The sequence below is a fragment of the Pseudomonas sp. FH1 genome, assembly GCF_000510895.2.
In the GTDB taxonomy this organism is placed as follows: domain Bacteria; phylum Pseudomonadota; class Gammaproteobacteria; order Pseudomonadales; family Pseudomonadaceae; genus Aquipseudomonas; species Aquipseudomonas azotoformans_A.
The window spans coordinates 24727-38403 of sequence record NZ_AOHM01000133.1 but is presented as its reverse complement, the minus strand read 5'-3'; the positions used below and the strand labels follow the sequence as shown (position 1 = coordinate 38403).

General features: G+C 58.3%; 9 protein-coding genes. All 9 read right to left on the bottom strand.

The window, feature by feature from the left end; genetic code table 11:
- Positions 1-211 precede the first annotated feature (211 nt).
- On the bottom strand, positions 212-1171 hold the full coding sequence (locus tag H096_RS30115) for a helix-turn-helix domain-containing protein (protein WP_033902870.1): 960 nt from the start codon (positions 1169-1171) through the stop codon (positions 212-214).
- A 97-nt stretch (positions 1172-1268) separates the two neighbouring features.
- Positions 1269-3359 (bottom strand): hydantoinase/oxoprolinase family protein, encoded by a 2091-nt coding sequence (locus H096_RS30110; RefSeq protein ID WP_033902869.1) that lies wholly within the window; start codon positions 3357-3359, stop codon positions 1269-1271.
- Between the two features lie 35 nt (positions 3360-3394).
- Positions 3395-5140, bottom strand: a complete 1746-nt coding sequence (locus tag H096_RS30105; RefSeq protein ID WP_033902868.1) for a hydantoinase B/oxoprolinase family protein — start codon at positions 5138-5140, stop codon at positions 3395-3397.
- Between the two features lie 300 nt (positions 5141-5440).
- Complete coding sequence (gene ltrA, locus H096_RS30100; protein WP_049950174.1) at positions 5441-6814, bottom strand: group II intron reverse transcriptase/maturase; 1374 nt, start codon at positions 6812-6814, stop codon at positions 5441-5443.
- Between the two features lie 499 nt (positions 6815-7313).
- A complete protein-coding gene (locus tag H096_RS30095) occupies positions 7314-8486 on the bottom strand; it encodes a porin (protein WP_031637015.1) in 1173 nt (390 codons plus the stop codon).
- Between the two features lie 153 nt (positions 8487-8639).
- Positions 8640-10001, bottom strand: coding sequence for an allantoin permease (locus H096_RS30090; protein WP_033902867.1), 1362 nt, complete (start codon positions 9999-10001; stop codon positions 8640-8642).
- Between the two features lie 646 nt (positions 10002-10647).
- Positions 10648-11592, bottom strand: a complete 945-nt coding sequence (locus H096_RS30085) for an FAD-binding protein (RefSeq protein ID WP_023662939.1) — start codon at positions 11590-11592, stop codon at positions 10648-10650.
- The gene (locus tag H096_RS30080; protein WP_023048095.1) at positions 11593-12357 is read right to left on the bottom strand and encodes an electron transfer flavoprotein subunit beta/FixA family protein; all 765 of its coding nucleotides are present in this window, start codon (positions 12355-12357) and stop codon (positions 11593-11595) included.
- A gap of 56 nt (positions 12358-12413) precedes the next feature.
- Entirely contained in the window at positions 12414-13652 is a 1239-nt protein-coding gene (locus H096_RS30075; protein WP_023048094.1) for a CaiB/BaiF CoA-transferase family protein, read from the bottom strand.
- Between the last annotated feature and the right edge of the window lie 25 nt (positions 13653-13677).

Sequence of the window (13677 nt, the reverse complement as noted above, 5' to 3'; positions counted from 1 at the left end):
ACAATAAGCTTGGCTTGATCAGCAACACCAGCTACGCATGAGTTTGCCAATGCAGACGACAAAGGCTTACCCAAGTTAGCGCCCGTATGGAATATCAGACGCCGATATATAACTGGTACTCCCGCAACGGTGAAAAGGCGTGGAGCCTTTATGGGGAGCTACGCCGAGTGACTTCTAATCCCCCAGAGCACATTGACAATAAAGTAACCGGCTACGGCTTTAACGAAACGGCTCGGGCTTCACTGGCAGTACAACTAAAGTGCTGGCGAAAATGCCGGGAAAATTGTGCCTGATCACTGAACCCCCAACGATATGCCAGCTCACCGATTGATAGGTGGCAGTGGGGATCACGTAGGCGTTGATATACAGCCTCCAATCGTTTCAGGCGAATCCATTCACCGAGACTGTAGGGCGTACTGAAAAATAATTTATGCAAATAGCGAACCGATAAGCCGCAGGCCTGAGCAATATGCTGCGGGTTTAGTTCAGCTGAACACAAGTTTCGGTCGATGTAGTGCTCGATACGCTGCAAATGCAGGGCAGCTAGACTCGAACTCTCACTATTAAGGACGCGCTCATCTTGGCGCAGAGCCATTAACAACGTCGAAAGCACCTGTTCCAGCAGCATATGACGGGCATCCGCATCGCATTCGTCGAAGCGCGCGGCACACATCGCCAGTTGATCAACAAAAATTCGTCCCAATCCACGCCGAGCCTCGAAACAGAAACGGGTGTAGCGCTCGGCTCCACGTATCTGTCCATGTAGCGCGCGCTCAGGCAGCTTGAATACCCAAAGGTCGTTGTCGCAGGAGTAGTGAAAACGATAAGGCGCATCGCCTCGCTCGAAGATGAACCCACCTGGCTTACAATGGAGCTCACGACCGTCTTGCTCGAAGTGTACTTCGGTAAGGCGCGGCACTGTTACAAGGTAACAGGGTTCAGTATCTTCGCTAACCTGGCTCTCGCTGCGCGAATAGCCTAGCTGACTGGAGCGCAGGCGCGATAACGCCAACGGCGTACTGCCCGTTTTCCAAATTTTCAGGCTGCCTTGGAAAATGGCGCTGGAATTGAACTCCAACGACAATGGAAAATATGTATTGCCGATGGCTTCGGCCCAACGCGATTGCCTTTCTCCCTCAGGCCAATACCGCGTAGACAATTGATCTGTCATGAAAGGTCCTCAATTTGTAGTTATTATGAGGGCGGCACCAACGGTGAATGCCGTCGGTGCCGTTGTTACACAATCCTTTGTTAAAAATCCCTGACGGTCAATGACCGGGAGTCAGTTCATATGTGGCCGAGGGATCCAGACTGACCCGCCAGCCCGGTGGAACAACGATGTTTGTGGTCGCTTCCTCAATCACACAGGGACCTTGAATAATCTGCCCTACTTCTATGCGGTCGCCGTTGTACACAGGCGTGTCCTGCCAATCGTCTTGCGCATTGAACAGCATCGGACGATGACCAGCCGGAATCGCGGCCGTTGCCTTGAGCGGGGTTGCAAGTTCAGGCATTGGTGGACGCTGTAACCGCGCGATCACCGAGCACTCTAGATTAACTAGTTCGACCGGGCTGTTAGGCTCACTGAAGGAAAACAGCGCCTTGTGCCGCTGGTGGAAGGATTCGCGCAGGGCCGCCAGGCTGCTACGGTCGAGCCGGTCGCAGCTCAGTTCGACGCTGCACTCGTGGATCTGTCCGAGGTAACGAATCTCCAGGCTGTACTGGCATTCAATACGATTGTCACCACCGAAACCATCGTCTCGCAGGTTCGTCATACCACGCTCGCGTAACTGCTGCAGGGCCTGGTTTAGTTGCTCCAAATCGACGAACTCGTCATCCAAACGCATCGGCAAAGTAGTCAGCTGATCATAGCGGATGTCAGAGAGAATCTGGCCGAAGGCGCACAGCCCCGAAGCCACCTTGGGAATCAGCACAACCTTGCTGCCGATTTCCTCAGCTAGTCGCATCACGTGCATGCCCGCTGCACCACCGGCACCGATCAGGGCGAAGTCACGGGGATCATAACCACGCTCAATGGACACGCGGCGGATACCACTAACCATGCTCAGGTTAACCAGGGTAATGATACCGACGGCCGCGCGCTCGACACTGATACCCAGCGGTTCGGCAATTTTACTGCGGATCGCATCGATCGCGGCTTGTCGATTTAGACGGATGCTGCCACCGAGCAGTGCACCATCAGCCAGATAACCGAGCGCCAGGTTAGCATCGGTTACAGTCGGCTCGACCCCACCCTTTCCATAACACACAGGCCCGGGGTTAGCCCCGGCACTGCGTGGACCGACCTGGAGCATGCCGAAGTCGTCAAGGTGGGCGATCGAGCCACCGCCGGCGCCAAGGGATTCCACCTGAATCATTGGCACGCCGATACGGTAACGGAGGAAGTCGCTGTCTTTGCTGAAGTTGGTGCGACCGCCTTTGCTAAGAGTGATGTCGAACGAGGTACCACCCATATCGACGGTGATTACGTTGTCGATACCGAATGGCTGGGCCACGCACAAGCCGGCTTGCGGGGCAGATGCCGGACCGGAGTTGATCGCGTTGACCGCCCGCTCACGCATTACCACGCCAGGAGCCAGACCTCCGTTGGACTGGAAATAGCGGGTAGGCTGCTGCGCGCCCAGCTCCTCGAACAGCGCGTCGATGCGTTCGATATAACGACCCATCACTGGGCTAAGGTAGGCGTTGACCACGGTTGTCGAGGTGCGTGTGTATTCGCGAATCTGCGGGAACACCTCGTGGCCGCTGCAGACAAATACGTCAGGTAAAGCCGCACGCACCATAGCCATAGCGCGCTGCTCGTGACTAGGGTTGCGCACCGACCAGACGAAGGAGATCGCCACCGCCTGCACCTGTTGTTCGCGGAAGTAGTCGATGGCGGCATGAATCGCCGCCTCGTCTAGCGGGCTGAACTCGCTGCCGTCACTGATAATACGCCCGCCGATTGGACGGCGCAGGTGGCGCGGCACTAACATATGCGCCGGTGGATAAGTGGCGTCATAGCGATGGCCATCTTCTTTGTGGCCAAGGCGAATTTCCAGGCTGTCTTCATGGCCATCGGTACACAGCAGGCCCACCTTGACCCCGGTCTTTTCGATCAGTGCGTTGAGCGCCACAGTCGTCCCGTTGATGCACAGATCGCAGTCGGCAATGATCTCGGCTGGTGTACGGCCGAGGGCATCGGCGATTTGCGCCAGACCGTTGCGTATGGCCAGGGTGCCGTCATGTGGGGTGGACGGCGCCTTGAACAACTGCACGTTGCCCTGATGGTCGGCGAGGATGAAATCAGTGAAGGTGCCGCCGGCATCGATGCCCAGGCGATATTGTTGTTTGCTCATTTTCGAATTCTCTGCATTGCTCAAAGGGGCTGTGCTCAGTGCGCGGCTCGGTGTGCGTGGGTTGCGGCTTCATCGAGTTGGCCGTTGCCGTCAATCACTACGCCGTATTCAAGGCGCGCGCCGTCAATCGAGACCAAGCCGTTGCGCACATCGGCTAGAACCGTGGCCAGCGGACGACGTAGTGGGTCGCCATAGCCACCACCGCCCGGGTTGACGTTGATTACGCGCTCACCTGGTTGTGCGGTCAGCAGAGTGTTCTGGATGTAATGGTCTTCCTCACCGTCGACATGTCTATGGATCAAGCGGCCGAGCTTGGGCTCGAGCAGAACATTCTTCGCCCCTGCCGCACCGGCGGTAGGCAGCTGCCGGCCCTCACCGAAACCGACCACGGTCATGGCGTGCTTCAGCGGCTCGAGCTCCAGGCGAGTACCAGAGCCACCGCGGAATTCACCGGCGCCACCACTGTCGGTCATCAGGCTGTAGCGGTGTATCAGTACCGGATAGGAGTACTCAAGCAGTTCGATATCGCCGGACGTCAGCGCGCCGAAGCAGCACAGCGGGCCGCAAGCAGGCCAACCATCCATAGCCTTGTTAGCGCCAGCGCCGGAGATGACCGAGGCCAGCACCATGGTCACATATTCATCGTTGTTGTTGCGTGGGTCGTGCCCAGCGATATTGATCCCGCTGGCATGCCCCCAGGAGGCGGTCACACGCTCCGGAGCCGCCTGTTCAAGGGCCAGACGCACGGCATCGGCGAGGGTTTCCATCGGAGTAGTGGTGCAGTTGACGTGCGGTGCCGGCTCCTGGGCGTTGCACAGAGTACCGGACGGGCCAAGGTCTACACTCACGCAGCGATAGAGGCCTTCATTGTAGGGCGGTGGCACCTGGGCGAACATCATCAGTCCGAGGTAAACCCCGGAGATCGAATTGCCCGCGTAGGAGTTGATGAAGTAAGGCACCTGCGGCGGGCTCTCTATCAGAACGTGCGCCTCGTCGCCGCGAATTTCCACCTGGGCAGTGATCGACAATTCTCCCAGACCATGACCGGAGTCTTCGAGAATGGCAGTGCCGCTGTAGAAACCGTCTGGCACATCACGCAACAATGCGCGCATATGACGGTCTGCCATATCTTTCAGCTCGGTAATGCACGCTCGGACCTGGTCGACGCCATAGCGATCGAGCAACTCGATCAGGTGACGCTCGCCCACGCTGCAAGCACCGTACTGGGCATTCAGATCGCCTTCTTGATAGGCGCGGGCGCGCATGTTGGTCAGCAGCAGGTTGATTACGTCTTCCCGGCGCTGGCCCTGGGCCCACAACTTGACAGGCGGGATGCGCAGGCCCTCTGCGTAGATTTCTTTTGCGTCCGGGTTGTAGCCGGCCGGTACCGGGCCGCCAATATCGGTCAGGTGGCCCTTGCAGACCGTCCAGAACACCAGCTCGCCCTTATAGAACACCGGTTTGTACATGCAGCAGTCGAGGATATGACTGCCCATGTAGGCTGGATCGTTATGATAAATAACATCGCCCTCGGCAATCTCATCACCGAAGAAGCCAGCAACGCATTTCATCGCTGGGATAAGCGAACCGAGATGAATAGGAAGGTCCTGGCCTTGCAGGATCATTTCCGGGAGGTGATCGAAGAGTGCGTTGGAATAGTCGTGGGCGAGGTTGAACACGCTCGAGCGACTGGTCTTTTCCAGCGTCAGGGTCATTTCTCGCTGGGCTGTTTCGAGCGCACCGCGCACGACTGCCAGGGTGATCGGGTCTACTATGTTCATGGGTCACCACAAATCTTGTTTTTGTCTGGGGAGGCGTGACGGATGTCTTGCCCACATCGCTAAGCTACGCGCGGGCCTAGCGGCTGGCTTGTCTTCAAGCGCACCGTTTTTTGGCCTGAAGTGAACTGTTTCTACTGGTGCATCTACTCAAGATCTAATGCCGGGAGGCCGGAACGCTGCGATCGGGTAGGAGGCGGCCTCACGGCCGCCGTCCTCCCACACCACCGTGCGTACGGTTCCGTACACGGCGGTTCAGGCCATGCGGTTAAGCCGATTGATCGTATCCAGTATCGAGACCAGTCAAAGTCTGTCCCATAGCTTCTTCGGCAGCGCCTGATTCATATGCGGCGCTCCTGAGTTCCACCACGGGCCTCGGCCATTGAAGGCCGACTTGCAGGCACGCTCCTCGCTCAATCCCAGGCGCATCAGGTTGCGCGCCCTCGTAGAGGGCTGCTTCCATTGCCGCCAGATGACACAGCGAAGTTTGTGCCTGACCCAGCCATCCAGCTCTTCCAGTGGACGCTTGCTCTGGCTGAGCTTGAAGTAGCCTGCCCAGCCTCGCAGCACCGGGTTTACCCGCTCGATGACATTCGCCATCTTGTGGCCCCGCACCCCTCGCAGCAGTTCCCTGAGACGGTCGCGCACACGGCGCAGGCTCATGGTTGCCACTCGCAGTCTAGGCTGCGAGTGCCAACTCATCCCATACCCCAGGTAGTCGCATTTCCACGACCCAGCCACGCGACTCTTGTCCCGATTCAGTCTCAGTTTCAGACGGTGATTCAGGAACCGCTCGACACTGGCCAGCACTCGTTCGCCAGCACGCGGACTACGGACATAAATGTTCGCGTCATCGGCATAGCGCACGAAGCGATGGCCTCGCCGCTCCAACTCACGGTCGAGTTCATCGAGCAGGATGTTCGACAGCAGCGGCGAAAGCGGGCCGCCTTGCGGCGCCCCCTCCTGCCGATGGCTGACAACCCCGCCCGACATGACGCCCGCTTCGAGGTAACGGCGGATGAGTCTGAGCACCTGTTTGTCTTCGACATGGCGCTCAACACAGAACATCAGGATGTCGTGGTTGACCCGATCAAAGAACTTCTCCAGATCGAGTTCCACGCAACACCTATGACCCGCCGCCACATGGGTGCGGGCCATCTCGACAGCCTGGTGAGCGCTTCTGCCCGGACGGAAGCCGTAGCTATAGTCCGAGAACAGCGGATCGAAGATCGGCGTGAGCTGTTGCAGCAGGGCTTGCTGGATCAGGCGATCCACGACACTGGGAATGCCCAGTTGCCGCATACCGCCCTGCGGTTTGGGAATTTCGACCGCCCGCACTGCCTGGGGATGGTATTCACCTGCCAGCAGCCTGACCTTCAGGATGGGCCAATACTGTTTCACGTAGCCTGCCAAGTCGGCGACCGTCATGCCATCGGCACCCGGCGCCCCCTTGTTGCTGACCACGCGCTGATACGCACGCTTGAGATTGAGCGGCGCAAGCACCCGCTCCATCAGCGTGTCCGGCTCCGCGTTCATCCACGTCACCGACGCCGCCGATACCTCTGCGCTGTCAGGCGTCATCCTCGGCCTCTGGCCGGGACTCGGGGTGACAGTCTTCTCTTGGAGAAATTTCTGCATTTCGGTTATCGACGAGACGCTGACGCCTACTGGCGGCATGACCTGTTCGGCCCTTGATGGCGTGGTTGACCGCCACTTACTACGGCCTCGGCTGACTTCTGCACGCCCATCCCGTCGCCTCTCGACAATCGGTAGCACAATGGCAAGCGTACAGATCTCCCAGGGTAATTCGCGCGACCTTCCTGCTTATGCCTGTCGGATCTACGTCGCAGCGTTCCGTGCAAGTATCGGGCTTTGGCGATTATGGCCACCTCACCCCGCTGCGCCGCCTCATCCGCTTCCTGTTCGTCAGGCCAGCATTTTGTCTCGGGCTTCCTTCAGATTCGCAGTCGCCCGCGACACCCTTGCCTTCAGCTAACACTTCCCCTTGCCGGGTGTGTAGAGGACTTTCACCTCCAAGTCGCCAGGCTCACCACCACAGTGAACCCGACAGCGCCAGTCACGGCGCTACGCGCCATGCCTGGCGCACCATAAAAAAACGCCAGCACATGGCTGGCGAAAATAGGAGCGTGAGTGGTTGCTAGGGGCGCTTATTGCCTCAGAAGTAGTAACCGATATTGGTATACAACTGGTTTTCCCAGCGTTCGCTACCGCCGGCGCCCAGGCTCTGGGTGTAGCTACCGCCACCGATGTAGGGATCGTGCTTGCCGTGCAACCACTCGACGGCGATCCATAGGTCTTTCAGCGAGAAAGATGTGCCAAGGATGAAGCGCTGGGAATCCTCGAAGCTGGACTCATCCTTGTCGAACAGGCTGTAGTTACCGTAAACCTTGACACCAGAGAGCCACCCGAGTGAGCCAGGAATGTCATAGCTGAGGTCGGCTACATAGAGGTTACCCTTGGCGGCAACGTTAAAGGTGCCGTCGAAGCTGCCGAAGCTAACCAGCTTGTCTCTGCCGGGATTCTCCGGGCTCATGTCCTGGCGAGTGGCTTGCAGTTGCACGCCCCAGGGGCCATTCTTGCCCGAGTAGTGGACTGCTAGGGCATTTCGGCGGCCGCTATCACGACTGTCCTGGTTCTGCAGCGTCGAGGTCAATGCCGAGGCGCCGATCTCCGACTGCCAGCTCCCAAGCTTTAGGTTGCGGGCCAGACGCCCGACTAAGATGTCGCGCTCGTGGTTATCGCTGCCGTCGACGACGTAGTCATCTGCCGTAGCAACACTGGTTGCATAGGTCCGCCCGCCGCGGCTTGTACCTTGACCCTGATCAGCCGGGCTTAGGTAGTAAGCGAGTTGGAAGTTCCAGTCATCCTGCTGCTGGATGTATTTAACACCAAGGTTCGCAATGTCTTCCAGGCCGATCACGCTGCCCAAGGTCAAGAAGAAAGTGCTGCCGGCATAGGGCAGCAGGCCGAACGGAATCTTGTTTAGTCCCACCTGAATCTGACGCGACTCATCGAACTTGTAGCCGATCCATGCATATTCGGCGAAGGCGATGTCACCGATCTTGTCGGTATAGTCGAAAGGGTAAGCGTCGCCATAGAAACGGTATTTAGCCGCGCCGATCCAACTATCGGAGTTGTAGGTAGCGGTGAGAAAGGCAGTATCGAAACTCAGCTTCTCGATATCCCGGTCGGGGTCGTAGTCGATACGCGCACGCACGGCGCCGCCAATGTCCAAGTTGTCATTGATAGCCACCGCACCTGCGGGTAGCGCGAGCGATGCCAACAATGGAAGTAATATGAGAGTTGCTTGTGGGTGCAGGTTGATCATTTTCATGAATTGGCTCTTAGCATTGTTAGTCTTTTTTTCAGCTACGCAGCACTAAGCCGCTGCGGTGTTGCGGCTTAGTTTTGGATCGGGTTTGGTAGCTGCAGCAAGTTGCCGGAGCCGAATACATCGGCCCGGTGGGCGCCGATATTGGTTTCAGCTGCAGCTGGTGCGGACAAACCAGCTGCGTTTGGCGCTGTTGAGTAGCAGCCAGTAGCTGGCGAACGCGCAGACAAAGGTCACCGGCGCTGAGAAGGTCGCCAGCGTTGCTCCGCCGAAATTCAGCAGCACTATCCCCAGGCCAGCGGCAAAGAACCAGGCGATCAAGCCGCACGGGTTGAAGGCGTTGACTCGTTCGAGAGCGAATTCAATATTGCCCTCGAACAGCTGGGTATATTTCGGCGAGAAAATATGCGCCAAAGCGATCGCTACCCAAGCCACTACAAAGATGCTCTGGTATGCCAGGGCTTGCAGAATGTAGCTGAACACATTGAGCAACATCATTGTGTAGACCACGATGCCAACTACTACGGCCCATGCCATATAAGGCACAGCCGCCAAGCCAAAACGGCCGAAGAACGCATGCATGTTGCTAGCGGCCATGAAGAAATTTGCGGTATTGATACGGGTCTGGCTGACCCAAACGAACAACAACCCCCAGATACCCATCAGCTCGACAATGGCCAGCACCACCGAGACCTCAGACAGGCCGCCCTCTGCGGGAATGGTGGCGGCGAGAAAGATGCCGACCAGACCGTTAATAAGAAAGGTGAAGATATAGAATGGTAGGCCGAAGTTAAATTTAGCGTGGTAGCTGGCGTCCTGCTTACGACCGAAGCGTGCGTAGTCCCAGGTGTACATCATGAGAATCCACACTCCCATGAAATAGGTGAAACAGTCCCACCAGCCATTACTTACTGGCCCGCTCTCAGGCCCCATTTCCAACCAGGCAGAACTGTAGCCGTATTCACCGACGGCCATCGCTACTACGGCAATCAGACCAATCAGGTAGAGCGGCAGCAGCACGCCATTGAACTTATCCAGCCAGGTCTGCACGCTACCGAACACCAGTGGCACGCTGTATAGCACCACTATTAGGTAGGCTTGATTGAGCGTGATGTCGGACACGTAGTGTTGGATAGCAATGGCGATCACCGAGCCTTCAAACACGCTGTAGTAGATCGCCGTGGCGAAGAAAATCAGGGTGGCCAGTGCTGCGCCGGCGCGTCCGAATAGCACCCGGGAGAAGAGTGCGACCGATAATCCGGTCTTAATGGCGTAGCGGGCAATGACCCCGTTGATGGCCGCATAAGTTACGACCGACAAGAGTAAGCCGATTATGGCATTCATCGTACCAAAGCTCATTGCCAGGGTGGCGGACACCACCAGCCAAAACATAGCACTGCAGATGGCCCACCAAGCCATCGTCAGTGAGCCTTTGCTCATGCGGTGTTCTTCCGGAACCGCGACGGTGCTGTAGTCGATACTATCGACCTGTTTTTTGATGTTTCCGGCCATGGCTCTTCTCTTGTTTTTGTAATGAGTGGAGTCATGATCATAAGTACTTCAGGCGGGCGACCACTTGCTGCTGAGCGCACTCTCTTTTGTCATACCTGAAGCTTCTTGCTCTCTGGAAGATGGCCCACCCAGACGAAACTCCTCCAGCGGAAAGCGATGAGAAAATCTCTCAGGCTGTCCAAGTCAGAATAAAAGACCTCAATGACGCTATGGCTTACATCTCTTTCCGAGAGAGCGTTATTAGCGAGCGAGTCACCTAACAACACCTACACTCAGCGTGATAGCCAGACAGACAACATAGCGCTTAAACGTTTCAAGCCAGTAGGACTACAAGCAAAGCACTCAATGACGGGCTCGAGGCCGATTCAATCTCGGCACAACCACCCTAAGCCAGCAACCAGCACTACATGCTACAAGAAGTCAAAACCGGGTACAAAACCGGGTACAAAGAATAACGAAAACAACCAGAATGCCTAAGCTCAAACGCTCAAGCATCAGACTTACCGCATAACGTGTAAGTCAAAAAATTGTCTTTCCCGCACGTCAACTCTATGTTTCAAATGCATTAGCCCTGAAACCCGCACGCCACTTGAGTATGCACGCATAGCACAATTCTATAGGTATTGCAACACATTCCTTTAGGGCTTCAGATCACTTGCTGCAACTGCGGCACGACCTCGAACAAGTCACCCACTAGACCGTAATCCGCCACCTGAAAAATCGGCGCCTCTTCGTCCTTGTTGATTGCCACGATGACCTTGGAGTCTTTCATCCCGGCCAGGTGCTGGATGGCACCGCTGATGCCGACGGCGATGTACAGCTGCGGCGCGACGATCTTGCCGGTCTGGCCAACCTGCATGTCGTTGGGCACGAAACCGGCGTCGACCGCAGCGCGCGAAGCACCGACGGCGGCGCCGAGCTTGTCGGCCAGGGCATACAGGTGCTTGAAGTTGTCGCCGTTCTGCATGCCGCGACCGCCGGAGACGACGATCTTGGCCGCGGTCAGTTCCGGACGATCGGACTTGGCCAGCGCCTCAAAGACGAAGGCCGAGATGCCGGCGTCGCCGCCAACGGCCACGGCTTCCACGACAGCACTGCCGCCTTCGCCGGCCACCGGATCGAAACCGGTGGCACGCACGGTGATCACCTTCACCGCCGCCGAAGACTGCACGGTGGCGATGGCGTTACCGGCGTAGATCGGCCGCTTGAAAGTGTCGGCGCTTTCCACGGCGATGATTTCGGAGATCTGGTCGACGTCCAGCTGGGCGGCGACGCGCGGCAGGATGTTCTTGCCGTTGCTGGTGGCGGCGGCGAGGATGTGGCTGTAACCCTTGCCCCCTGCTTCTTGAACAAGAGCAGCTACCAGCGGCGCAACGTTTTCCGGCAGCTGATGGGCGAAGGCGGCGTTGTCGGCCACCAGCACCTTGGCCACGCCGGCGAGCTTGGCAGCCGCTTCGGCGGCGGCGCCACAGGCGGCACCGGCAACCAGGAGGTGGATGTCGCCACCGATCTTCTGCGCAGCGGCCACGGTGTTGAGAGTGGCCGGCGCCAGGGCGGCATTGGTGTGTTCAGCGATAACCAGGATAGTCATTTAGATTACCTTCGCCTCGTTCTTCAGTTTCTCGACCAGTTCCGCCACCGACTTGACCTTGATGCCGGCCTGGCGGGCAGCCGGCGCTTCGACTTTCAGGGTCTTCACGGTGGACGCGGTGGCAACGCCCAGGGCGTCCGGGGTGAGCACCTCCAGCGGCTTCTTCTTGGCCTTCATGATGTTCGGCAAGGAGGCGTAGCGCGGCTCGTTCAGACGCAGGTCGGTGGTGACGATCGCCGGCAGGTTCAACGCCACGGTCTGCAGGCCGCCGTCGATCTCGCGGGTCACGTTGACCTTGTCGCCCGCCACTTCGACCTTGGAGGCGAAGGTGCCTTGGCCGAAGCCGGTCAGCGCGCCGAGCATCTGGCCGGTCTGGTTGTTGTCGCTGTCGATGGCCTGCTTGCCGAGGATCACCAGCTGCGGCTGCTCCTTGTCGACCACGGCCTTGAGCAGCTTGGCCACGGCCAGGGAGTTCAGCTCGTCAGCACCCTCTTCCTTGACAGCCTCGACCAGGATGGCGCGGTCGGCACCGAGGGCCAAAGCAGTACGCAGCTGCTCTTGCGCCGCCGTCGGGCCGATCGACACCACGACGATTTCACTGGCAACGCCCTTCTCTTTCAGGCGTACGGCTTCTTCCACGGCGATTTCGCAGAAGGGGTTCATCGACATCTTAACGTTGGCGAGATCGACGCCGCTGTTGTCCGCCTTGACGCGAACCTTGACGTTGTAATCGACCACACGCTTGATCGCTACGAGGACTTTCATAAAGGCTCCATGGGAAAAATTGCCCCGGCAAGCTGGCTGGCCGGGGCATGGCAGGTTCAGCGTTCACCAAGCTGTTCGATGATGCCTTGTGCCTTCAACTCGGCCAGGCGCTCATCATCGAGACCCAACTGGCGCTTGAGCACCTCATCGGTATGCTCACCCAGCATCGGCGCGGGGCGCAGGTACTCGACCGGTGTGCGAGACAACTTGATCGGACTGCCGACCGTGACGAAGTCGGCTTTCAAGGGATGGGGAATGTTGACCAGCATGTTGCGCGCCAGTATCTGTGGTTCGTCCAGCGCCTGGGCAATGCTGTTGATGGCCCCTACCGGTACGCCCTGCGGGTGAATGCGCCCTACCCACTCATCGGCGAGCCCTCCGAGAAAGTGACGCGACAGGATGGCAACGATCTCCTCGCGGTTGCTGACTCGGTCGGCGTTGCGCGCGAAACGCGGATCTTTCGGCAGCTCTGGCAGGCCGATGGCGTCGCACAGTGCGACGAACTGTGAGTCGTTGCCGCAGGCAATGATGAAGTCGCGATCACTGGCGCGAAACACCTGGTACGGCACAATGTTGGCGTGGGCGTTGCCATAACGCCCGGGCGGCTTGCCGGAAGCCAGATAGTTCTGGCTCTGGTTGCACAGTGTGGCGACCTGAACATCCAGCAACGCCATATCGATATGTTGACCAAGCCCGGTCTTTTCTCGGCTGAGCAGCGCAGCTTGGATAGCCACCGTCGAGTACAGGCCGGTCATCAGGTCCGCGAAGGCAACGCCTACCTTTTGCGGGCCGCCACCGGGCAGATCGTCGCGCTCGCCGGTGATGCTCATCATTCCACCCATACCCTGAATGATGAAGTCGTAACCCGGTTCTGCGGCGCGCGGCCCGGTCTGGCCGAAACCCGTCACCGAGCAATACACCAGGCGTGGATTGAGCGCAGCGAGGCTAGCGTAATCCAGCCCGTACTTGGCCAAGGAACCGGCCTTGTAGTTCTCGATCAGTACGTCGCAACTGGTAGCCAGGGCCCGCACCATTTCCTGCCCCTCGGGGCTGGCGATGTTTAGCGCCACCGACAACTTGCCGCGATTGGTGGACTGGTAATAAGAAGCCTCGCCGGTGGACTCGGCGTTCTGCCCCTTCATCCATGGCGGCCCCCAGCCACGGGTGTCATCACCCGCGCCCGGCCGTTCGATTTTGATCACTTCGGCACCCAGATCGGCCAGAGTTTGGCCGCACCAGGGACCAGCCAGAATGCGGCTCAAGTCGAGCACGCGATACCCAGTCAAAGCACCCATTTCATTTCACCTTTGCTTGCGCGCA